Here is a 21,252-nt window from a genome sequence, read left to right as displayed (position 1 = left end):
GCTGTGTTCGAAAGTCATACATAGATATGAGGCTACGAGGACATTTCCCGGCCGATACCGAGAGCTTCGGCCATTTTGACCAGGTCCGCGAGCGATTTCGCACGCATCTTCTTCATCGCGTGGCCGCGATGAATCTTAACCGTAATCTCGCTGAGGCCGATGTGAGCGGCGATCTGCTTGTTCATTAAGCCGGTAGCGACGAGCGCCATCACCTCCTGTTCGCGCGACGTCAGGCTGTCGAACAGGCCCTTTAAGTCGAGCCGCGCGCGATCGGCATCCAGCCTGGCCCGGTCGCGGGTGATCGCGGCGGTGACGGCATCCAACATATCCTGGTCGCGAAACGGCTTGGTAATGAAGTCGACGGCGCCGGCTTTCATAGCCCGTACGGACATGGGGATATCGCCGTGTGCAGTGATGAAGATGATGGGAATATGGACATCGGCCTTGGTCAACTCGGCATGAAGCTCGAAGCCGCTCAACCCCGGTAGGCGAACATCGAGAACCAGGCAGCTCGGAATCGGAGGCAGCTTGCTTTGCATGAGTTCGTTCGCCGAACGGAATAGTTCGGCGCGCAAACCGACCGAGCGGAACAACAGGCCGAGCGAGTCGCGGATTCCGGCGTCGTCATCGATCACATAGACAGCAGGCTCGACCTCAGTCGTCGGCTGCGAACTCTTCAGTGCGACTTTGATCACAGCGGATCCTCGTCATGTGGAGACAGAGCGAATTGAGCTAAAATGAAAAATAGCACCCCGAGGCGTGTTCGGGGCAGCCCACAACCGCCCATCGTGGGCTTCGACGATCGACCTGCAGATCGACAGGCCCATCCCCATACCGTCGGGCTTTGTCGTGAAGAGCGGATTGAATATTCGATCAATGTCTTGCGGACCAATTCCTGTCCCAGTGTCCGCAACCGAAACCGTTACATGGCCATCGTCATGCACCTTAGATTTCACAGACAGCACCCGCGATCCGCCGACGGTGGTCATGGCATCGATCGCGTTCGTGATCAGGTTTACGAGTAGCTGCTGTAGCTGAATTCGGTCACCTGTTACCTGTGGCTGGCGCGCGTCTAGCTCGGCTTCGACCAGTATCCGGTGTTTCGCTAGGCCCTCTCGCACCAAGGCGAGGGTTTCCCTGATGAGGTCGTTGAGGTCGAGCGAAGCTCTCTTCCGGTCCTCTTTCTTGAAGATCGTTCTAATACCTTCAATCAGCGCTGCCGCGCGATGGCCGCCGGCGATAATCTGCTTGAATGCCTCCTTTGCTTCCTCCAGATCGGGTATCGAGCGATTGAGAAAGCGCAAGCCCGCATCGGCACTCGTTATCATGCCAGACAGAGGTTGTTTGACTTCATGTGCAACCGTGGCTGCGACGGCGTCGCCGGTTACCAGTCGCGCCTCGCGCTCCTGACGCTGGCCACGGACCGCTCCGAGAAGCCGTGCATAAAGCGTCGTTATCTCGTACAGCATGACAATCAGGACGAGACTACTCGAAAAGAACCCGATGATCCGAACAGCGTACCAATCGATGCTAAAGCGGACCGGAGTAGGGTAGTAGCTTAAAGGTATCTCTATCGCGTACAGGAACATAACGACCATCAACCAAAGATCGAGCATCGAGCGTTGCCTGATCCAAAGCAGGACGAGGGCCACAATACTTACAAGCGCGACGGGCGCCCCAACATAAGGCCACAGCGGGCTAAGACGGAGGGAATCCAGCACCACGCCGGGCAACATCGCTTCAAGAGCTACGCAGACATACGCCGCAGCCAACACGACTACCGCCGTCAAGGCGACACTTAGGGCTATCGCCGCACCAACAGTACCCCGCCAGAGCCGCTTGTCGGGGTCCGCATCCTTTAGCAAGGCGTACCCTATTACGAACATGGAGAACCCGGCGTGCCACGAAAAGTAGAGCCAGGACGTACTCTGCAGACCGCCGATCAGACCTCTACCGGGCACAAATACACCTGGAAACGCCAAGATCCACGGAATGAGGATAAGGGCTGTGAAAACATAGCCACTCGCGATCACGAGGATGGCGCGCGAGCGGAGAATGGAGAACTGGGCGAATAGGAGAATCGCGGTGATCGAGTCGTTCACGAACATCGCCGTCGTGTAGGCCGGGACGAAGGCGTCGATCCGGCGTGGCTCGACGCTCGAGAGCGGCCCGGCGGCGATGAATACAAGGAGCAACAAGCCGAGCACGACAGCAAGAGCGAGCCATTTCTGCGCTGAACCTGGCGACAGGTCTGAGAGGACAAAAAATTCTTCCTCTGGGGCAGTCACGGCTGTTCTCTCCATTGGATACTCTTCGCCGCGGCTGCAGCGCGCGACACGAAAGTCATGACGCTTGGAGTGCTGTAAAGCTATTTTGCCTGAACTCGCCGCCACCCTACCACTCGGGTCGCCCGGCAACAACGAACCAGGAAGGCGGCGCCAGCGGTGATCGGACTTTCCGGCCAACGACCCGATCTCGAACGTGCGTCTTCCCGATCGGCGATGGGCCGTGGCCCGTCAAACCGAGTAACGGCGGGCTGGGCTGCCCTGCTGCTTGTTCGGCTTTGTGCCCCGATCGACTCGAGTCTGTAGGCTCGCGCGCCCAAAGATTCGTCAGCGCGTGCCAATGACCGCGATGGGTCCGGCTCCGGCGCTCGGAATTGATCGCTTAACGGCTGCTTCTGGCGCAACTACGATGTCCAGGGTGATCGCCGGCCGCGACTGCTATCGGGCAACAGCAAAGATCATCTCAATGACCGATTTCGCGGCGCTAACCCGCCGCCCCGCTTCCCCACGGACCATGGTACGCGCCCTGCCCGTCGATACGCTCGAAGCCGTGCGCGCCGAAGAAATCGCGTTGCGCCTGGATCAGGTTCGAGGTGCCGCGGCCCTGGCGGTAGCTGTCGAAATAAGCAAGCGCCGACGACAGCGCCGGCACCGGTGAGCCGGCTTCCGACGCCCTTGCCACGATGCGCCGCAGCGATGGATGCGCTTCCTGCATCATCGCGATGAAGGCCGGTGCCATCAAAAGATTGGTGGCCGCCCCGCCGGTGCCGAAGGCTTCCGCCATCGTGTCCAGCAATTGCGAGCGGATGATGCAGCCGGCCCGCCATATCTTGGCGATGGTCGGCATCGGCAGGTTCCAGTTGAACTCCTTCGACGCGCCGCTCATCACCGCGAAGCCTTGCGCATAGGCTGATATCTTGCCGGCGAACAGCGCCAGTTCGAGATCGCTAAGAAGCGCGTCCTTGTCTCCGGAAATCCTGGTCACGCCGCCTTTGCCATAGGCCTTTTCGGCGGCCAGGCGCTCGTCCTTGATCGACGACAGGACGCGCGCCGCCACCGCGGCCTCGATCGCGGTGGCCGGAATGCCGAGCTGCTGCGCCTCGATCACCGACCATTTGCCGGTGCCCTTCTGGCCGGCGCGGTCGAGGATGATGTCGACCACCGGCTTGCCTGTCTTCGGATCGTCGGCGGCCAGCACCTTGGCGGTGATCTCGATCAGATAGGAGTTGAGCCGGCCCTTGTTCCAGCCGGCAAACACCTGTGCGATCTCCCTCGGCCCCATGCTTAAGCCGTCGCGCAAAATGCCGTAGATCTCGGCGATCATCTGCATGTCGGCATATTCGATGCCGTTGTGGATGGTCTTGACGAAATGCCCCGCGCCATCGGTGCCAAGCCATGCCGCACAGGGCTCATCCCTGAACTTGGCCGAAATGGCGGTCAGCACCTTTTCGACGCGTTTCCAGGACTGTTCCGTGCCGCCGACCATGATCGACGGTCCATGGCGCGCGCCCTCCTCGCCGCCGGACACGCCCATGCCGATGAAGGTGAGACCCGAATCGGAAAGCTCGGAGAAGCGCCGCATCGTGTCGCGGAAATTGGCGTTGCCGGCATCGATGACGATGTCGTTGGCCGACAGCACGCCGCGCAGTGCCTCGATCTGCTCGTCGACCGGCTTGCCGGCCAGCACCATGATGATGATCGGCCGCGGCGGCCGGATGGCGGCGGCGAGTTCCTCCAGGCTGTAGCAGGGCACCACCATATCCCTGAGCGCCCCGGCACTCTCGACAAAGGCATCGGTACGTGCCGCGGTGCGGTTGAAAACGGCTATGCGGTGCCCCTTCTCGGCAATGTTGAGCGCCAGGTTGGAGCCCATCGTGCCAAGGCCGATCAGGCCGATTTCGGCTTTTTCCATCGTTTCTTCCCTGCGTTGGATCTTTTGTCTGGCCGCGATTTGCGGCGATTATCATTCTGTCGGGATGCCATTCTTGCCGGGATGATTGACGGGCCTTCAGGGCCGCGTCAACCGCACTCGCCGAATTGTGTTGCAGCTTGTCCTCACGGTCTGATGTCGATCGGCGCCTCTATCTTCACGATCTCGAAGTCCGAGACGAGAATATCGAGCCGTGCCGTCCATCGGCCGGGAACCGGGACGACGAGATCGTCGACGCGCCAAGTGCCGTCGCCGCGCTTTGTCGCCGCGCGCTTGATCGGCTCGATGCCGGAGTCGGGTTTTGACAGCACCAGCGTCACTTGCTCAGCATCGAGCGGGCCGAAATCCCCGGTCATGATGACGATCGAGGCGGCAACCGGTCCAACATGGCCGGGCGTGATGCTGAGGTCGGCCATCGCCTTCGGCGTGTGGATATGCACCGAAGCCGGCTGCGCCGCTGCGATCGCCAGGGCGCGTGGCGGCGGCGTGAAGCGCCAGCCGGCGGCAACGCCGAATATCGCCAGAACGATCAGCATCTCAATGCCGATCGAGCGGACCAGCCTCCTCTTTACTTCCGCCTCTCCCGCTTCCGCCGGACCGGTCAGCTTCCAGCGGTTGATGGCGGCCAGAGCAAACAGAAACAACAGCAGCGCCAGCTTGACCAGCAGCAGCCGGCCATAGGCAGTCTCGAGCAAAGCTGCGGGCGCCTGCACCTGGATGACAGCCAGCACGAATCCGGTGGCCGCAAGCACGGCCACGACAGGCAGGATCGCCTGGGAAAACCGACGCAGGAAAGGCGTGGCCTCGGCCGGCTTCCGCCGCATTGCGAGACCGAGCGGCGCCAGCGCCCCGGCCCAGAATGCAATGCCGGCGCCGTGCAGAAACACCATCGGCCTTGTCAGCCATTGCGGTTCGGCGACACTTGCATGCCCGCTGGCGGCGAGGGCGGCGCCGACACCGGCCAAGCCGGCAAAGGCAAGCAACTTTGCGCCGCCGCGCGGCCCGACCAGCGACAGCAGGCCAAGCCCGAGCGCCACCAGCGCGACCAGCACTGTCCACCCGAAGCTGGTGGCGAGCCCGGCCTGCCAGATGCCAGGCTGCGCCAGCTGGACGAACGGTGCGCCGAGCGCGTCCAGTCCCTGCAAGCCGAGCGACAACGGCACTGCGACGAGGCCGCACAGGATCGCGGCGATGACGAAGCGCCGGCCGGAACGCCCGCTCTTCGCCAGCCAGGCGATGGCAAAGGCGCCGCCGACGCCGAGAAACAGGCCGACGTAGAGAAAGACCTTGCCGATCCAGATTGCCGACCTCAGACCCCGGTCGACAGCTTCGGAGACGGCCGGCGCCGCACTCGGCGCGCCGATCGAAAACAGCACCGAGCCGCCGACCGGATGGCCATCGGCGGAGATCACCCGCCAGCTGAGCACATGCGTGCCGGATCCGAGCCGTTGCGGATTGTCGACGTCGAGCGTCTGGGCATTGAGCCGAAACGACGCCAGCGGAACCGGCGTTCCATCAGGCCGCACCAAGGTCAGCATCAGCGGTGACACCGGCTCGCTGAAGGTCAGCGAGAACTGCGCGGGGCTCTGCGCCAGCACGGCGCCGTCCGTCGGCTCGGTTGTGACCAGCGCCGCGTGGGCGAAGGCCTGGCCCGGCGCGGCAATGGCGGCAAGCAGCACGATCGCAGCCAGCAGGCAGATCGCAGGTCGGCCGGTTGTGCAGACCGTTCGCAGCAGGGATGCAGCACTCATGTCACTGCCACAAAACAGCGGCGCGCTCTTTCGAACAAGGCGCGCCGCCAAAAAATCATTGCTTCGGCGCAAGCTTGAGGCCGGGCGCCGGATATTCCAGCGCGTCCTCATCCTGGCCGGCCGCTGGAATCTCGATCCAGCGTTCGGCGGCGCCGTCGCATTCCTGCACCACCGGGAAGTAGAGCGTTTGGCCCACCGGCAGATCCGCCGCCAGTGTGCCGCGGAAGACGAATTCGTCGTAGAATTCGTCCGGCAGGCTGCCGCCGCTCCAGTTGACTTCCTTGACGCCGCTAGACACCTCTTGACCATGGAGCTGGTAGGATTTCTCGTATCTGCCGTTCTTGACCTGCAGCGTCCAGCCGGCTTTCGGCATCGGCTTCACTGAAATCACGCCCTCGGGGATCTGCACGCGCACCGCGGTCGTCGCCTTGCCTTCACAGCCATGCGGCACGCGCAGGATGGCCTTGTAGGTCGACCCGACCGCCGCCTCCTGCGCTTCCAGGGTAATGTGGGCAAAGGCAGCACTTGTCCCCAGGACGAAAAACGCGCCGGCCGACAGAAGATAGCTGTTCATGATGGTTCCTCGAGTTTGAATTGTGCGGATCTGGCCGGATCAATTGGCATGGTCGTGCATGCCGCCCGTTTCGCCCATGCCTTCCACCGCGAACTCGACGGTGACCGTGCCAGCCTTTTCGAAGGTCAGCGCAGCGGAAAACGTCTCGCCTTGTTTGGGCTGACGCTTGAGACCGATAAACATCAAGTGATAACCGCCGGAAGCCAGCGCGACCTTGCCGCCGGCCGGGACTTCGAGGCCGCCGCTGACCGGCCGCATGGTCATGACGCCGTCCTTGACACCCATTTCGTGCAGTTCGGCCCTGTCCGACACATCGGAGGAGATCGACAGCAGCCGATCCGGCGAACTGCCGGTGTTGGTCACGGTGAAGTAGCCGCCGGCGACTTTGGCGCCGGGTGGCGTGGCGCGCGACCAGGGATGCACGATCTCGAGGTCGCCAACCCTGAACTCATGCGCGAAAACGGCCTGGGCGCTGACGAACAGCAGGGCGAGGAGGAGTACGGTGACGCCGAGTCGCTCCTCGAAGCTGCGCAGGAAGCGGCTGTTGCGGCCGAGCCGCGCGCGAAAAGTGTGAGACATGATAGCTCCAGGAACTGAGAAATCGCGCCGTCGGCCGGTCGCGAACAGTTTCGATGTTGAACGAATTCGCCCGCGAAAAATTCCGCAAGGCGAACTGGGACGGATCAGGCCGTCACCGGAGGCGCGCGCGGATTCGACGGAGAGCGGTCGCGGGCAAAGTCGAGATACCTGAACGCCGGCAGCACAAACGCAACGGTTTCGACGGAAAAATTGCTGGACAGCGTGGCGGCGGCGGGCGGCGGCGCGTAGACAGCCGAGGCCACGCCGCAGCCAGGCACGCAGCAGGCCGGCATGTGCTGCTGGTGCGGGTCGCCGGGACGCTGGGCCGCGCCCTGCTGGGTGCAGATGACGTTGCCGAAAGCGTCCCGTTGCGAAGCATCCGGCCCGATGCCGAAGGCGAATGCGCCAAGCACTGACTGGAGCACGAGCAAATAAGCCGCGGCGAACGCGGCCGGCATGCTCCATCGTCTCCGCCGGATGTTCAAAGACCTGCCTCTTTACGCAGCAACGGCCAGATATCTAGCACGGGCTCAGCAGGTGGAAAATCGCCAAATTACCACTGCGGCAACGCGGCGCTTTTAAGCTCGCTATGGTTGCTGGCCCTCTGGGATCGAGGTCAACAGCGTATTGCGCGCCGATTTCAGATGCTTGCGGCAGGCGGCGTCGACCTTGCCGAGATCGCGCGATTTGAGCGCGTCTATATAGGCCAGGTGTTCCGCGACCGCCACTTCGTTGCGCTCGCGCTCCTGCGCCTTGTTCCACTGATAGTGGTAGTGGAAGATCATGGCGATGACGTCGTAGAAATCGACGATGAAGCGATTGTGCGACGCGCGGTGGATCAGCCGGTGAAAGCGCTCGTCGAGCTCCGAGAATTCGTTGAAGCGCGTGGCGATCTCGCGCGCCAGCAGGCGATGCTCGTCCTCCAGCAGGCCGAGGTCGGCCCACACCAGGCTGTCTTCCGGCAGGGCGGCGAAGGCGGCGGCCGAGCGCAGTTCGAACATCTCGCGGATTTCGGTCAGTTCCAGTGCGAAAGCGCGGGTAAAACCTTTCAGCACCCAGTGGCTGTTGCGGCGCTTCTCGATCAGCCCGAAGCGGGAGAAGCGGATCAGGAATTCGCGCACGCTGGTGGTGCCGACGCCGATCTCGCGCGCCAGCTCGAGTTCGTTGATCTGCATGCCGGGCTCAGCACCGCCGGCAAGCAGCCGCCGCATGAAGGAGCGCTCGATGATCTGCGACAGCGTGTCGGTTTCTTCCTCGGGAAAAAAGTCGTCCGGCCGCGGCACGCGCAAAACCGTCTTGCTGCGCTTGTTCCAGGCGATCAGCCCCGTCTCCTCCATGCGCGCAAGGATGGTGCGGATGGTCGTGCGGCTGACGCCAAGCAGGGCGCCCAGCTCGGGCTCCGACGGCAGGCTTTTCGTTTCGTCGAGCAGCCGCAAACCGCGATTGTAGGCGTCCTTGTAGACGTTGTTGCTCTTCGACATCCCTGCCCCGTTGCGCACCGGCGCTTGCGGCGGCCGGCTTGAAGCGCGATATACAGATGCTCTAGGCAGGCTCCCGGGAAGCGGAATCGCTTTTCGGAAGTCAGGCCTGGTTCCAGTGTGCGGTCCTCTGCGCATCCACAAGAACGCGCGGCTTCGTCATGAAAAAACAATTGACGCAAAACTGTTTTTTCACGATAAAAGACATTAACTGTTAACAGGCGCGTGTCAATCGCTTGCCGATCCCAGGAACACCCAGGAAACTGCCCGTGAACGCCGCAAACAGCATTCTTCTGTCCCCCGCCGACAATGTCGCGGTCGCCAACGGCCGCATCGAGATCGGTGCGGTGCTGCCGGGCGGCGCCGTTGCCAAGGCGCTGATCGAACCCGGCCACAAGGTGGCGATCAAGCCGATTGCCGCCGGCGAGGCCGTGGTCAAATACGCCCAGGCGATCGGCCGCGCCACTGAAGCCATTGCGCCCGGCGAGCATGTCCATTCGCACAATCTGGTCTTCGAATCCGGTCGTTTGCCGGTGGTGCCGCCGAGCGAGGCCGTGCACGCCACAGAGGCCGATCGCGCCAGCACCTTCATGGGCTACCGCCGCGCTGACGGCCGTGCCGGCACGCGCAACTTCATCGGCATTCTCGCCAGCGTCAATTGCTCGGCCACCGTTTGCCACGCCATCGCCGACGAGGCGAACCGCAGGCTGCTGCCCAGATATCCGGGGATCGACGGCTTCGTTCCCATCGTTCACGGCCAGGGCTGCGGCATGAGCGCCACCGGCGACGGCATGATGGTGCTGCACCGCACGCTTGCCGGCTATGCCCGTCACCCGAATTTTGGCGGTGTGCTGATGGTCGGTCTCGGCTGCGAGGTCAACCAGCTCACCCTCTATGGCCAGAAGGGCGTCGCCGCGGGGAAACGCCATTTCAACATCCAGGAAGCCGGCGGCTCGCGCAAATCTGTCGAGAAGGCGTTGGTCGTGCTGGCCGAGATATCAGAGGAGATCGGCAAGCTTGAGCGTGAGCCGATTCCGGTCAGCGAGATCGTCGTCGGCCTGCAATGCGGCGGCTCCGACGGCATGTCCGGCATCACCGCCAATCCTGCGCTGGGCGCCGCCGTCGACATCCTGGCCGGCGTCGGCGGCATCGGCATCCTCTCCGAGACGACGGAAATCTACGGCGCCGAGCATCTGCTGGCCTATCGTGCGGCGACCCCGGAGATCGCCGCCAAGCTCGACGGCTATGTAAAGTGGTGGGAGGACCATGTTGCCAAGCATGGCGCCTCCATCGACAACAATCCTTCGCCCGGCAACAAGCGCGGCGGCCTGACCACCATTTTGGAGAAGTCGCTTGGCGCCGTCGCCAAGGGCGGCCAGACGCCGCTCAACGGCGTCTTCGGCTATGCCGAGAAGGTCAGCGGACACGGCTTGGTGTTCATGGACACGCCCGGCTACGACCCGGTTTCCGCCACCGGCCAGGTGGCGGGCGGCGCCAACGTCATCGTCTTCACCACCGGCCGCGGTTCCTGCTTCGGCTGCCGGCCGACACCGTCGATCAAGGTCGCCAGCAACTCGACCATGTACCACACGATGGAAGAGGACATGGACGTGAATTGCGGCGTCATCGCCTCGGGCGAAAAGACCATTGCCGGCATGGGCCGCGAGATTTTCGAGCTGATCGTCGAGACGGCTTCCGGCCGCAAGACCAAGAGCGAGGAGTTCGGCTACGGCGACAACGAGTTCGTGCCCTGGCACCTCGGAGCGACGCTCTAGCCCGACCGCCAACCGACAACGACAACGGACAGGCCGGAACAACGGCTGGTGGGAGGCTTTGCATGAAGAAACGCCGTGTCGGCAGCACCGCGCTGGAAATAACCGAGGTCAGCTTCGGCGGCGCGGCGGTCGGCGGGCTCTACCGAGCCTGCCCGCGCGAGACGGCGATACAGACGCTGCAGTTCGCCTGGGATGCCGGCCTGCGCTATTTCGATACCGCGCCCTTCTACGGCTTCGGCCTTTCGGAACGCCGCTTCGGCGATTTCCTGCGCGACAAGCCGCGGGACACCTACGTGCTGTCGACCAAGGTCGGGCGCCTGTTGCGGCCGGTGCCGGAAGACCGGATTCCGGACCATTCCTATGTCGATCCACTGCCCTTTGCGCCCGACTACGACTATTCCTACGACGGCATCATGCGCTCGGTCGAGTTCAGCTATGCGCGGCTTGGCCTCAATCGAATCGACATCCTGTTCGTCCACGACATCGGCGTCTACACGCATGGCGTCGAGAAAACGAAGCAGCATTTCCGCCAGTTTATGGATGGCGGGCTGAAGGCGCTGGAAGAGCTGAAATCGTCCAGGGTCATTTCCGCCTACGGCCTTGGCGTCAACGAGGTTCAGATCTGTCTCGATGTGCTGCGCCAGGCGCCGCTCGACTGCATCCTGCTCGCCAGCCGCTATTCGCTGCTCGACCGCACCGCCGAAGCCGAATTGCTGCCGCTTTGCCGGCAACGGCAGACCTCGCTGATCATCGGTGGCGTCTTCAACTCGGGCATCCTGGCGACCGGCCTGGTGCCGGGTGCGCATTTCGACTACCTGCCGGCCACCGAGGACATTCTCGACCGCGTCGGCGCCATGGAAAAAATCGCCGCCGAGGGCGGCTACCCGCTTGCCGCGGCGGCGTTCCAGTTCCCGCTGCACGAGCCTGTGGTGGCTTCTGTGCTGACGGGCACCGCCAAGCCGGCCAATCTGGAACGAAATCTGCAACTGCTCGACATACAGGTGCCCGAAATAGAATTCGCCAAATATGATCCCTACACGGTCGTTCAGAAACTTGGCTGATGCGCTGCTGCCTTCGCCGTTTGAACGGCGGACGGTGCGATCAGGAGGCGCCCCACCTTACGCCTAAAAAAAGAATGAATATTCCATATTGACTGAAATATGGAATTAATATTCCATTGCTTTTCAGGAGAGAGGAACTGTGGGGTTTGGCAATGAGGATCGGCACTCCCTTCCAGTCGAGGCGTACTGAGGACGATACGAAACACCGCTTGCGTCGACCGGACCGATGCACTATCAAAATGCGGTAAATGTTTTTTATTGATAAAGTTCCGTTTGGCCAGCGCCTATCCAAACCGAGCTTCCGCTACGTTCACCGGGCGACTTAGGGAGGAAGTCTAATGAAATTCGTGACCAGCATTCTCAACCGCCGCGCATTCGTGGCGCTCGCCGCCGCCTCGATGCTTGCCGGCGTGATGCATTCGGCGCCGTCTTCGGCGGCGGACGTAACCATTCCGATCATCGTCAAGGACACCACCTCTTTCTACTGGCAGATCGTCCTTGCCGGCGCCCGCAAGGCCGGCAAGGACCTCGGCGTCAACGTGCCGGAACTCGGCGCCCAGGCGGAGACCGACGTCAACGGCCAGATCTCGATCCTTGAAAACGCCGTCGCCGGCAACCCGGCTGCCGTGGTCATCGCACCGACCGAGGCCAAGGCGCTCGGCAAGCCGATCGACGAGGCAGCCACCAACGTCAAGATCATCGGCATCGATTCCGGCGCCGACTCCAAGGCCTTCACCTCGTTCCTGACCACAGACAATATCCAGGGCGGCCGCGTCGCCGCTGACGGGCTGGCGGCCGCGATCGGCGAAGCCAATGGCGGCAAAATCGAGGGCGACGTCGCCCTGATCACCGCGCTTCCCGGCGCAGGCTCGCTCGAGCAGCGCGCCCAGGGCTTCAAGGAACAGCTCGCCGCCAAATATCCCGGCCTCAAGCTTGTCGCCGACAAGTACGCCGACGGCCAGGCCACCACCGGCCTCAACATCGCGACCGACCTGATCACCGCCAATCCGAACCTCAAGGGCATCTTCGCCTCCAACCTGATCATGGCGCAGGGCGTCGGTCAGGCGATCGCCGAGAACAGCCTGGCCGGCAAGGTCGGGTTGGTCGGCTTCGACAGCGACGAGAAGCTGATCAAGTTCCTCAACGACGGCGTCATTTCGGCTCTCGTCGTCCAGGACCCGTACCGGATGGGCTATGACGGCATCAAGACGGCGCTCGCCGCCTCGAAGGGCGAGAAGGTCGAGGCCAATGTCGACACCGGCGCCAACCTCGTCACCAAGGCCAACATGAAAGAACCGAAGATCGACGCGCTGCTCAATCCGAAGCTCGACTGAGCACCGGCATTGGGGCACCGTTTCCGGGGCTTTTCGCCCCGGAAACGACCTACACGCGTGCCACTCGTGAGGCCAATCTGGGAGGCCAATCTGGGAGGATTGTCATGACGTCGACGGCGCAGGAACTGCATCCGGCCCCAACGCTGGAACCGGGCAGGACGATCCTCGAACTCAAGGGGCTGGAGAAGCGATATCCCGGCACGCACGCGCTGAAGCCGATTGACCTCGCCTTCAAGGCCAGCGAAATCCACGCCATTGTCGGCGAGAACGGTGCCGGCAAATCCACCCTGATCAAGCTGCTGACCGGCGTCATGCCGCGCACCTCCGGCGACGTCATCTGGGAGGGCAAGCCGGCAGCGCTGGCGACGCCGCATGAGGCGATGGCGCTCGGCATCAATGCCGTGCATCAGGAGGTCGTTCTGTGCCGCCATCTCACTGTCGCGGCCAACATGTTCCTCGGCGAGGAGGATTCCCGCTTCGGCATCCTGCAGCAGCGGGCCATGGTCAGGGAAGCGCAGAAGATCATCGACGATCTCGGCTTCGATCTGCCGGCACATGTCGTGCTGGGTGACCTGACCATAGGCCAGCAGCAACTGATCGCCGCCGCCCGCGCCACCGTGCGCGGCACAAAATTCCTGATCTTCGACGAACCGACCGCCTATCTCACCCGCAAGGAGGCCGACCAGCTGTTCACGCTGATCCGCCGGCTGAAGGGCGAAGGCGTCACCATCATCTACATCAGCCACCGCATGGAAGAGGTGTTCGAGCTCGCCGACCGCGTCTCGGTGCTGCGCGACGGCACGCTTGTCGGCACCAGGAACATCGCCGAGACCAACGACGCCGAGCTGGTCAAGATGATGATCAACCGCTCGATCGAGCAAGTCTATCACAAGGAGCATTTTACCCCGGGCGCGACGCTCCTCGAAGCCCGAAATCTCTCCGGCAAGGGTTTTGAAAATGTCTCGATGACGGTCCGTGCCGGCGAGATCGTCGGGCTCTACGGCCTGATCGGCGCCGGGCGCAGCGAGTTCGTCACCACGCTCTACGGCCGTCATCGCAAGTCGGCCGGCCAGATTCTCTGGGAGGGCAAGCAGGTTCAGGTCAACTCCGAGCATGACGCTATAAAACTCGGCATGGCGCTGGCGCCGGAAAGCCGCCGCGACCAGGGCCTCTGCCTCAACCTGCCGGTCGGCCTCAATCTCAATCTGCCGATCTACAAGCGCATCTCCAGCAATCTGCTGATCTCCAGCGCACAGGAGAAGGCCGAGGCCGATCGTCAGATCGCCAATCTCAGGATCAAGACGCCGACGCGCAACGCGCTCGCCTCCAGCCTGTCCGGCGGCAACCAGCAGAAGATCGTCATCGGCAAATGGCTGGCTCACGGCGCCAAGCTGTTCATCTTCGACGAGCCGACAGTTGGCGTCGATGTCGGCACCAAGGCCGAGATCTACCGCCTGTTCAGTGCGCTTTTGTCCAATGGCGCCGGCATCATCCTCATCTCGTCCTACCTGCCCGAGGTCTATGAACTGGCCGACACGCTGCATGTGTTCCGGCGCGGCAAACTGGTGGCCACTCATGGTTTCCACACTGCCGACCATGAGGAGATCCTGACCCAGGCGCTGGCCGAGAAACAAGAAAAACCGGGAGGACAGATATGAGCACCGAGGCGATACCGGCCGAAAGGCCGAAACGCAACTACAACGCCCTGTTCGGGCTGACACTGCTGGCGCTGCTGGTTCTTTTGTGGGTCATCCTGTCGGTGGCGACGCCGAGCTTCGCCTCCGCCAACAACATCTCGAACCTGCTGCGGCAAGGTTCGATGATCGCCATCCTGGCGGTCGGCCAGACCTTCGTCATCATCACCGGAGGTATCGACCTTTCCGTCGGCGCCGTCGTTGGCTTCGCCACCGTCATCGTGGCGATGCTGATCAATGCCGGCGTGCCGATTTACCTCGCCATCCTGATCACCTTGCTGGTCGGCGTCGCCATCGGCATGTTCCACGGCTTCGGCATCGTCAAGATGGGCCTGCCGCCCTTCATCATCACGCTGGCGACGCTGACCTCGCTGCGCGGCATCGGCCTCTTGATGACCAACGGCAACTCGATCTCGATCAACAACGACGCCTTCCAGCTGTTTTCGCGCAGCTCGTTTCTCGGCGTCCCCAATCTGTTCTGGATGGTGATCCTGGTCGGCATCCCCGCCTACATCTTCCTGCATCACAGCCGCTGGGGCCGATATCTGTTCTCGGTCGGCTCCAACGCCGAGGCCTCGCGTCTGTCCGGCGTCAACGTCCAGCGCACCATCTACATGGCCTATACGCTGTCGGGCCTGTGCGCGGCTTTTGTCGGCGTGCTGCTTGCCTCGCGCATCGGCATCGGCAATCCGACGCAGGCCGAGGGCTGGGAGTTGCAGGCGATCGCCTCGTCGGTGATCGGCGGCACTTCGCTGTTCGGCGCCGTCGGCTCGGTGCACGGACCGCTGCTCGGCGCCTTCATCCTCGCCACCATCAACAACGGCGCCAATCTCTTGAACGTCAATGCCTTCTGGCAGCGCATCATTACCGGCGTGCTGATCATCGTCATCGTCTATTTCGACGGCCTGCGCCGCCGCGGCAAGTAGACCATTTTAACAACCGCCGGCCCGGCGATCGGGCCGGCGGTGCCATGAACCGACTGGATCAAAGCATGAAAGCCGTCATCTGCCGTTCGCCCGGCGATCTTGTTGTGGAAGACCGCCCGGCGCCGAGCACACCACCGCCGGGCTGGGCGCTGGTCGCGGTCAGTCATGTCGGCATCTGCGGCACCGACTATCATATCTTCGAGGGCAAGCATCCGTTCCTCGCCTATCCCCGCATCATGGGCCATGAGGTCTCCGGCACCGTGATCGAGGCTGGCGAAGGCGTCGATCTGGCCGTCGGCGAGCCGGTGATCATCAACCCGTATCTCGCTTGCGGCAAATGCATCGCCTGCCGCCAAGGCAAGCCGAATTGCTGCGTCAGGATCGAGGTGCTCGGCGTCCACCGCGACGGCGCCATGTGCGAACGGATCCTGGTGCCGGCGCAAAATCTCTATCCGGTCAACGGCCTGTCGCTGGCCGATGCCGCCGCCGTCGAATTCCTGGCGATCGGGGCGCACGCCGTGCGGCGCTCGCTGGCTGATCCCGGCGCGCGCACTCTGGTCATCGGCGCCGGGCCGATCGGCCTCGGCACGGCGCTGTTTGCCCGTATCGCCGGCCTCGACGTGACGCTGCTCGACATGAGCGCGGAAAGGCTGGGTTTTGCTGCAAGCGAACTCGGCTTCGCCACCCTCGACGGTTCGCGGCAGTCTGCGACCGATCTGGTGCGCGAGGCGACCAACGGCGAAGGTTTTGACGTGATTTTCGATGCCACCGGCAACACCCAGTCCGTCCAGTCAGCCTTCGCCCATGTCGCGCATGGCGGGACGCTGGTCCTGGTCAGCGTCGTCAAGGACGACATCGTCTTTTCCGATCCCGAATTCCACAAGCGCGAGATGACGCTGATCGGCAGCCGCAACGCTCTGCGCGCCGACTTCGACCATGTCGCTGCCTCGATCCGCGATGGTGCTGTGCCGCTGGCAAAACTCATCACCCATCGCACGACGCTTTCGGATACACCGCGCGACCTTGCCCGCTGGGCGCATGAGAAATCCGGCCTGATCAAGGCCGTCATCCAGGTCGGATGAACCGGACCTAAAGCGCCGATAACTTGAGCTCGACCCGCTCGGCCGGAAACCGCGTTTCGGCAAACTGAATCGGCTGGCCGTCCGGCGTGACGTTGACGGCGACCGTGACCAGCACGATGGCGCCGGGCTGCAGATCGAGATCGGCAAGGTCGGCGGCGTCCGCGTGGCGGGCCGACAGCACCGTCGATTGCCTGAGATAGTCACCGATGCCGAAACGCTGGAATGAGGCTGTCACCGATCCGGTTTCGGCCATGGCGGCATCGATGCCGGCGAAGCGAGCCGCGTCGAACCAGCCGGTGGCACGCGAGACCGCTTGCCCATCGGCTTCGCCGCGTGTCTCGAGGCGTATTACAACAGAACCCCTGGCAAGCCCCAGCCCTTCGGCGACGCGCCGGCTGGCCGGCTCGACCGCCGCTTCGAGCAGCACGCTGCGACGCTCCGACGCTTGCCCTTGCAAGCCCTCCGAAAAACGGGTGCGCGCGCCGATCGGATAGGACAGCCGCTTGCGCGACAGCACGAAGGTGCCGCGCCCCTGTTCGGCCCTGAGCACGCCATCCTGCACCAGTGCGGCGATGGCGCTGCGCACCGTATGGCGGTTGACGCCATAGCGCTCGGCCAGTGCAACTTCGGGTGGCAACGCAGCATTCTCGGCAAAGTCGCCGACCGCGATCGACTGCAGGATCTGGTCGGCGATCTGCCGCCATAGCGAGACGCCGCTGCGCCGCTCCAAGCTGCTGGCCATCTGCTGACCGATCATCTCTTTGCCCCCGATCTTTTTCGCCCTGTCATCCATCCGTCATGGACACGCATTAGAAAATAGATATAATTTGTATAATTGTCTATATCAATAGACAAATTTTTCGATGCAAGGGAATGTTAACCATGCGAGGACAGGAAGCGCGCGATCAGGCTGAGCGCAAGGCCGTCATGGCGACGCTGGCGCAATCGACCGGCAACGATATCGTCCGCCTCTGGAACGAAGCCGGCCTGCCTTCGGAAGCAGAACTCCTGCGCGGCCCCGAAACCGGCCTGGTCACGGTGCGTGGCCGCATCGGCGGCGGCGGCGCGCCATTCAACGTCGGCGAGGCGACGGTCACCCGCGCGACGGTGCGGCTTGCCTCGGGAGAAGTCGGCCACTGCTACGCGCTCGGCCGTGACAAGCAGAAAGCAAAGCTGGCGGCGATCGCCGACGCGCTCTGGCAGGATCCCACCCGCCGCAACGAGGTCGAGACCAAACTCATTGCGCCGCTGCAGGCCGCACTGGCCAGCGCACGTGAGCGGCGGCGCGCCGAGACGGCGGCAACGAAGGTCGATTTCTTCACCATGGTACGCGGAGAAGACTGATGGAAATCGCAACCCAGGCGATCGAGGGCGGCTTTGTCGATCCGGTGTTCGACGCCCAGACGGTGTTCCGCGCCGTGATGGACGCAATGGCGCGGCCCGGCACCCTGCAGCCTCTGCCGGTCTTTGCCCGCCCGCCGGCACCACTGTCGGCCACCGCGGGTGCTATCGCGCTGGCGCTGTGCGACAACGACACGCCGATCTGGCTCGACCTCGTTTTGCAGGCACCAGCAGCGGTGAAATCCTGGCTCGGCTTCCACACCGGCGCGCCACTGGCCCACACGCCAGCCGATGCGCATTTCGCGCTGATCGCCACGCCGGCCGAGATGATGGCGCTCGACGGCTTTTCACAAGGCACCCAGGACTATCCCGACCGCTCGACGACGCTGATCCTGCAGGTGAGCGATCTCGTCTCAGGGGCCCCGCTGCTGCTCGAAGGTCCTGGCATCGAAACAACCGTGACAATCGCGCCGGCGCAGATGCCGCGCCACTTCGTCGAACAATGGAAGCAGAACAATCAGCGTTTCCCCCGTGGTGTCGACATTATCCTCGCCACCCCGGAAGGCGTTGCCTGCCTGCCGCGCACGACGCGCATCAAGACGATGGAGGCGTGATATGTATGTCGCGGTAAAAGGCGGTGAAGCGGCCATTGCCAACGCCCACGCCCTGCTCGCCGACCGCCGCCGCGGCGACCGTTCGGTGCCGGCTCTTCGCCTCGACCAGATCGTCGAGCAACTGGCGCTCGGCGTCGACCGGGTGATGAGCGAAGGCTCGCTCTACGACCGCGAATTGGCGGCGCTGGCCATCGTTCAGGCGCGCGGCGACATGATCGAGGCGATCTTCCTGATCCGCGCCTATCGCACCACGCTGCCACGCTTCGGCTACACCAGGGCGATCGACACCGGCGCGATGCTGGTCGAGCGGCGCGTGTCGGCGACCTACAAGGATCTGCCCGGCGGCCAGCTCCTCGGCCCGACCTTCGACTACACGCACAGGTTGCTCGATCCCGGGCTTGCCGCGGGCGGCGATGTCGCCTCGCCGCTGCAGCGCGCTAGCGAGGCGGACGCCATGCCGCGTGTCTCCGCCATCCTCGCCCGCGAAGGGCTGATCGAGCCTGATGGCGACATGCCGCAGGACCATATCCCCGGCGACATCACCCGCGAGCCGCTGGAATTCCCAATGGCGCGCGACATCCGCCTGCAGGCGCTGTCACGCGGCGACGAGGGTTTTTTGCTGGCGCTCGGCTATTCCACCCAGCGCGGCTATGCCCGCAACCATCCGTTCGTCGGTGAGGTTCGCATCGGCGAGGTCGAGCTGGAACTCGACGTGCCGGAGCTGCCATTCGCCGTACCGCTCGGTTCTGCGCGTGTCACCGAGTGCCAGATGGTCAACCAGTTCAAGGGCTCGGCCAAGGCGCCGCCGCAATTCACCCGCGGCTACGGCCTCGTCTTCGGCCAGAGCGAGCGCAAGGCGATGGCCATGGCGCTGTGCGACCGCGCGCTTCGTGCAACCGAATTCGGCGAAGATGTCGTCGCCGCCGCCCAGGACGAAGAATTCGTCATCTCCCATTCCGACAATGTCCAGGCGACCGGCTTCGTCGAGCACCTCAAGCTGCCGCACTATGTCGACTTCCAGGCCGAGCTCGACCTGGTGCGCCGCATGCGCGCCGAGCACGATGCCCGCGAAAACGGCGGCAAGGTGGAAGAAAAAAGGGAGGCCGCGGAATGACCGCACAACCGACCGATATCGCCACCTACAACTTCGCCTATCTCGACGAGCAGACCAAGCGGATGATCCGCCGCGCGATCCTCAAGGGTATCGCCATTCCCGGCTATCAGGTGCCGTTCGCCTCACGCGAAATGCCGATGCCCTATGGCTGGGGCACCGGCGGCGTCCAGGTCACCGCCTCGATCATCGGCCCCGACGATGTGCTGAAGGTCATCGACCAGGGCGCCGACGACACCACCAATGCCGTCTCGATCCGCGCCTTCTTCAAGAAGGTCGCCAATGTCGCCGTCACCACCGAGACGGCCAAGGCGACCATCATCCAGACCCGCCACCGCATTCCCGAACATCCGCTGACATCGGGCCAGGTGCTGGTCTATCAGGTGCCGATCCCCGAGCCGCTGCGCTTCCTCGAGCCGCGCGAGACGGAAACGCGCAAAATGCATGCGCTGGAGGAATACGGACTCATGCATGTAAAACTCTACGAAGACATCGCCCGGCACGGCCGCATCGCCACCACCTACGCCTATCCGGTCAAGGTCGAGGGTCGCTATGTGATGGACCCGTCGCCGACGCCGAAGTTCGATAACCCGAAAATGCACCGTTCGCCGGCTCTGCAACTGTTCGGTGCCGGCCGCGAAAAGCGCATCTATGCGCTGCCGCCTTTCACCGACGTAGTCAGCCTCGACTTCGAGGACCATCCGTTCGAGGTGCAGACCTTCGACCAGCCCTGCGCACTGTGCGCGGCCGAGAACGTCTATCTCGACGAGGTCATCCTCGACGACCATGGTGACCACATGTTCGTCTGCTCCGATACCGACCATTGCGAGAAGCGGCGCGAGCAAGGCCGTCGCGGCGACCTCGCGCCCGAGACGATGGAGCCGACGCAATGAGCGACGTGCCGCTGCTGCGCGTTTCCGCGCTGTCCAAGTTCTACGGTTCGCGCATTGGTTGCGAGAACGTCAGCTTCGACCTGTGGCCGGGCGAGGTGTTGGCGGTGGTCGGCGAATCCGGATCCGGCAAGACGACGCTGCTCAACTGCCTGTCGACCAGATTGCTGCCGAGCTCCGGCACCGCCAGCTACCGCATGCGCGACGGCCAGTTCCGCGAGCTTTACCGCATGAGCGAGGCCGAGCGCCGCTTCCTGATGCGTACCGACTGGGGTTTTGTCCACCAGAACCCTGCCGACGGGCTGCGCATGACGGTATCGGCCGGCGCCAATGTCGGCGAGCGGCTGATGGCGGTCGGCGACCGCCACTATGGCAAAATCCGCGCTACCGCCGTCGACTGGCTGTCGCGCGTAGAGATCGACGAGGACCGTATCGACGACGAACCGCGGGCCTTTTCCGGCGGCATGCGCCAGCGCCTGCAGATCGCCCGCAACCTCGTCACCGGGCCGCGCCTGGTGTTCATGGACGAGCCGACCGGCGGCCTCGACGTTTCCGTGCAGGCGCGCCTGCTCGACCTGTTGCGCGGCCTGGTCACCGATCTCGGCCTGGCGGCGATCGTCGTCACCCACGACCTCGCGGTAGCGCGTCTGCTGTCGCAACGCATGATGGTGATGAAGGACGGCCGCGTCGTCGAAAGCGGCCTCACCGACCGCGTGCTCGACGATCCGCGCGCGCCCTACACTCAGCTTCTCGTTTCTTCCATTCTGCAGGTGTGACGATGATTGTTCCGGGTGCTGGCCCGCAAACGAACGACGATCGGAGAATTT

20 protein-coding genes are annotated in these 21,252 nt (G+C 63.5%); 11 read left to right on the top strand and 9 right to left on the bottom strand.

Translation table 11 applies throughout. The annotated features are described in order from the left end of the window. Positions 1 to 32: 32 nt before the first annotated feature. From BQ8794_RS21305 to BQ8794_RS21270, 8 genes are all read right to left on the bottom strand, one after another. Complete coding sequence (locus BQ8794_RS21305; protein WP_077380647.1) at positions 33 to 695, bottom strand: response regulator transcription factor; 663 nt, start codon at positions 693 to 695, stop codon at positions 33 to 35. Between the two features lie 12 nt (positions 696 to 707). Further along, on the bottom strand, positions 708 to 2,303 hold the full coding sequence (locus BQ8794_RS21300) for an MASE4 domain-containing protein (protein WP_244555055.1): 1,596 nt from the start codon (positions 2,301 to 2,303) through the stop codon (positions 708 to 710). A 466-nt stretch (positions 2,304 to 2,769) separates the two neighbouring features. Continuing rightward, on the bottom strand, positions 2,770 to 4,218 hold the full coding sequence (gene gndA / locus BQ8794_RS21295) for an NADP-dependent phosphogluconate dehydrogenase (protein ID WP_280174613.1): 1,449 nt from the start codon (positions 4,216 to 4,218) through the stop codon (positions 2,770 to 2,772). A 122-nt stretch (positions 4,219 to 4,340) separates the two neighbouring features. Further along, the gene (locus BQ8794_RS21290; RefSeq protein WP_077380645.1) at positions 4,341 to 5,966 is read right to left on the bottom strand and encodes a copper resistance CopC/CopD family protein; all 1,626 of its coding nucleotides are present in this window, start codon (positions 5,964 to 5,966) and stop codon (positions 4,341 to 4,343) included. 55 nt (positions 5,967 to 6,021) lie between these two features. Next, the gene (locus tag BQ8794_RS21285; protein WP_077380644.1) at positions 6,022 to 6,540 is read right to left on the bottom strand and encodes a YcnI family copper-binding membrane protein; all 519 of its coding nucleotides are present in this window, start codon (positions 6,538 to 6,540) and stop codon (positions 6,022 to 6,024) included. A 39-nt stretch (positions 6,541 to 6,579) separates the two neighbouring features. Then, positions 6,580 to 7,119 (bottom strand): copper chaperone PCu(A)C, encoded by a 540-nt coding sequence (locus BQ8794_RS21280; protein ID WP_077380643.1) that lies wholly within the window; start codon positions 7,117 to 7,119, stop codon positions 6,580 to 6,582. A 104-nt stretch (positions 7,120 to 7,223) separates the two neighbouring features. Continuing rightward, complete coding sequence (locus tag BQ8794_RS21275; protein WP_077380642.1) at positions 7,224 to 7,577, bottom strand: DUF2946 family protein; 354 nt, start codon at positions 7,575 to 7,577, stop codon at positions 7,224 to 7,226. 129 nt (positions 7,578 to 7,706) lie between these two features. Further along, positions 7,707 to 8,600 (bottom strand): GntR family transcriptional regulator, encoded by an 894-nt coding sequence (locus BQ8794_RS21270; RefSeq protein WP_077380641.1) that lies wholly within the window; start codon positions 8,598 to 8,600, stop codon positions 7,707 to 7,709. A 266-nt stretch (positions 8,601 to 8,866) separates the two neighbouring features. On the opposite strand from BQ8794_RS21270, the gene BQ8794_RS21265 reads away from it, so the two are divergent. The 6 genes from BQ8794_RS21265 to BQ8794_RS21240 all read left to right on the top strand — a co-directional run bounded on the left by BQ8794_RS21265 (position 8,867) and on the right by BQ8794_RS21240 (position 16,469). Next, positions 8,867 to 10,372 (top strand): UxaA family hydrolase, encoded by a 1,506-nt coding sequence (locus tag BQ8794_RS21265; protein ID WP_077380640.1) that lies wholly within the window; start codon positions 8,867 to 8,869, stop codon positions 10,370 to 10,372. Between the two features lie 62 nt (positions 10,373 to 10,434). Continuing rightward, positions 10,435 to 11,433, top strand: a complete 999-nt coding sequence (locus tag BQ8794_RS21260) for an aldo/keto reductase (RefSeq protein WP_077380639.1) — start codon at positions 10,435 to 10,437, stop codon at positions 11,431 to 11,433. A 338-nt stretch (positions 11,434 to 11,771) separates the two neighbouring features. Continuing rightward, positions 11,772 to 12,767 (top strand): ABC transporter substrate-binding protein, encoded by a 996-nt coding sequence (locus BQ8794_RS21255; RefSeq protein WP_077380638.1) that lies wholly within the window; start codon positions 11,772 to 11,774, stop codon positions 12,765 to 12,767. A gap of 104 nt (positions 12,768 to 12,871) precedes the next feature. Then, positions 12,872 to 14,425, top strand: coding sequence for a sugar ABC transporter ATP-binding protein (locus tag BQ8794_RS21250; protein WP_077380637.1), 1,554 nt, complete (start codon positions 12,872 to 12,874; stop codon positions 14,423 to 14,425). Beyond that, the gene (locus BQ8794_RS21245) at positions 14,422 to 15,387 is read left to right on the top strand and encodes an ABC transporter permease (RefSeq protein WP_077380636.1); all 966 of its coding nucleotides are present in this window, start codon (positions 14,422 to 14,424) and stop codon (positions 15,385 to 15,387) included. The genes BQ8794_RS21250 and BQ8794_RS21245 overlap by 4 nt, the downstream gene beginning before the upstream one ends. 65 nt (positions 15,388 to 15,452) lie before the next feature. After that, positions 15,453 to 16,469: a zinc-binding alcohol dehydrogenase family protein gene (locus BQ8794_RS21240; protein ID WP_077380680.1), complete on the top strand. Its 1,017-nt coding sequence runs from the start codon at positions 15,453 to 15,455 to the stop codon at positions 16,467 to 16,469. 7 nt (positions 16,470 to 16,476) lie between these two features. Here BQ8794_RS21240 and phnF read toward each other — a convergent pair whose 3' ends face one another. Next, positions 16,477 to 17,226, bottom strand: a complete 750-nt coding sequence (gene phnF, locus BQ8794_RS21235; RefSeq protein ID WP_077380679.1) for a phosphonate metabolism transcriptional regulator PhnF — start codon at positions 17,224 to 17,226, stop codon at positions 16,477 to 16,479. Between the two features lie 125 nt (positions 17,227 to 17,351). Between phnF and phnG the strand changes: the two genes are divergently transcribed. The 5 genes from phnG to phnK are packed head-to-tail and all read left to right on the top strand — an operon-like array spanning position 17,352 to position 21,201. Next, positions 17,352 to 17,813: a phosphonate C-P lyase system protein PhnG gene (gene phnG, locus BQ8794_RS21230; protein ID WP_077380635.1), complete on the top strand. Its 462-nt coding sequence runs from the start codon at positions 17,352 to 17,354 to the stop codon at positions 17,811 to 17,813. Then, positions 17,813 to 18,424 (top strand): phosphonate C-P lyase system protein PhnH, encoded by a 612-nt coding sequence (gene phnH / locus BQ8794_RS21225; protein WP_077380634.1) that lies wholly within the window; start codon positions 17,813 to 17,815, stop codon positions 18,422 to 18,424. The genes phnG and phnH overlap by 1 nt, the downstream gene beginning before the upstream one ends. A gap of 1 nt (position 18,425) precedes the next feature. Next, positions 18,426 to 19,538, top strand: coding sequence for a carbon-phosphorus lyase complex subunit (locus BQ8794_RS21220; protein WP_077380633.1), 1,113 nt, complete (start codon positions 18,426 to 18,428; stop codon positions 19,536 to 19,538). Continuing rightward, positions 19,535 to 20,428 (top strand): alpha-D-ribose 1-methylphosphonate 5-phosphate C-P-lyase PhnJ, encoded by an 894-nt coding sequence (locus BQ8794_RS21215; RefSeq protein ID WP_077380632.1) that lies wholly within the window; start codon positions 19,535 to 19,537, stop codon positions 20,426 to 20,428. The genes BQ8794_RS21220 and BQ8794_RS21215 overlap by 4 nt, the downstream gene beginning before the upstream one ends. Next, entirely contained in the window at positions 20,425 to 21,201 is a 777-nt protein-coding gene (phnK, locus tag BQ8794_RS21210) for a phosphonate C-P lyase system protein PhnK (RefSeq protein ID WP_077380631.1), read from the top strand. Before BQ8794_RS21215 ends, phnK begins: the two co-directional genes overlap by 4 nt. Positions 21,202 to 21,252: the final 51 nt, after the last annotated feature.

This window comes from Mesorhizobium prunaredense (genome assembly GCF_900156895.1).
Taxonomy (GTDB): Bacteria; Pseudomonadota; Alphaproteobacteria; order Rhizobiales; family Rhizobiaceae; genus Mesorhizobium; species Mesorhizobium prunaredense.
This window is presented reverse-complemented; position numbering and strand designations above follow the sequence as displayed.

Excerpts from the sequence above, each read along its gene's own strand:
- BQ8794_RS21275 (WP_077380642.1), bottom strand. The coding sequence starts at position 7,577 with ATGCCGGCCGCGTTCGCCGCGGCTTATTTGCTCGTGCTCCAGTCAGTG.
- BQ8794_RS21255 (WP_077380638.1), top strand. The coding sequence starts at position 11,772 with ATGAAATTCGTGACCAGCATTCTCAACCGCCGCGCATTCGTGGCGCTC.
- BQ8794_RS21220 (WP_077380633.1), top strand. The coding sequence starts at position 18,426 with ATGTATGTCGCGGTAAAAGGCGGTGAAGCGGCCATTGCCAACGCCCAC.
- BQ8794_RS21270 (WP_077380641.1), bottom strand. The coding sequence starts at position 8,600 with ATGTCGAAGAGCAACAACGTCTACAAGGACGCCTACAATCGCGGTTTG.
- phnK (WP_077380631.1), top strand. The coding sequence starts at position 20,425 with ATGAGCGACGTGCCGCTGCTGCGCGTTTCCGCGCTGTCCAAGTTCTAC.
- BQ8794_RS21260 (WP_077380639.1), top strand. The coding sequence starts at position 10,435 with ATGAAGAAACGCCGTGTCGGCAGCACCGCGCTGGAAATAACCGAGGTC.
- BQ8794_RS21280 (WP_077380643.1), bottom strand. The coding sequence starts at position 7,119 with ATGTCTCACACTTTTCGCGCGCGGCTCGGCCGCAACAGCCGCTTCCTG.
- phnH (WP_077380634.1), top strand. The coding sequence starts at position 17,813 with ATGGAAATCGCAACCCAGGCGATCGAGGGCGGCTTTGTCGATCCGGTG.
- phnG (WP_077380635.1), top strand. The coding sequence starts at position 17,352 with ATGCGAGGACAGGAAGCGCGCGATCAGGCTGAGCGCAAGGCCGTCATG.
- phnF (WP_077380679.1), bottom strand. The coding sequence starts at position 17,226 with ATGATCGGTCAGCAGATGGCCAGCAGCTTGGAGCGGCGCAGCGGCGTC.
- BQ8794_RS21245 (WP_077380636.1), top strand. The coding sequence starts at position 14,422 with ATGAGCACCGAGGCGATACCGGCCGAAAGGCCGAAACGCAACTACAAC.
- BQ8794_RS21240 (WP_077380680.1), top strand. The coding sequence starts at position 15,453 with ATGAAAGCCGTCATCTGCCGTTCGCCCGGCGATCTTGTTGTGGAAGAC.
- BQ8794_RS21300 (WP_244555055.1), bottom strand. The coding sequence starts at position 2,303 with ATGGAGAGAACAGCCGTGACTGCCCCAGAGGAAGAATTTTTTGTCCTC.
- BQ8794_RS21285 (WP_077380644.1), bottom strand. The coding sequence starts at position 6,540 with ATGAACAGCTATCTTCTGTCGGCCGGCGCGTTTTTCGTCCTGGGGACA.
- BQ8794_RS21290 (WP_077380645.1), bottom strand. The coding sequence starts at position 5,966 with ATGAGTGCTGCATCCCTGCTGCGAACGGTCTGCACAACCGGCCGACCT.
- BQ8794_RS21250 (WP_077380637.1), top strand. The coding sequence starts at position 12,872 with ATGACGTCGACGGCGCAGGAACTGCATCCGGCCCCAACGCTGGAACCG.
- BQ8794_RS21215 (WP_077380632.1), top strand. The coding sequence starts at position 19,535 with ATGACCGCACAACCGACCGATATCGCCACCTACAACTTCGCCTATCTC.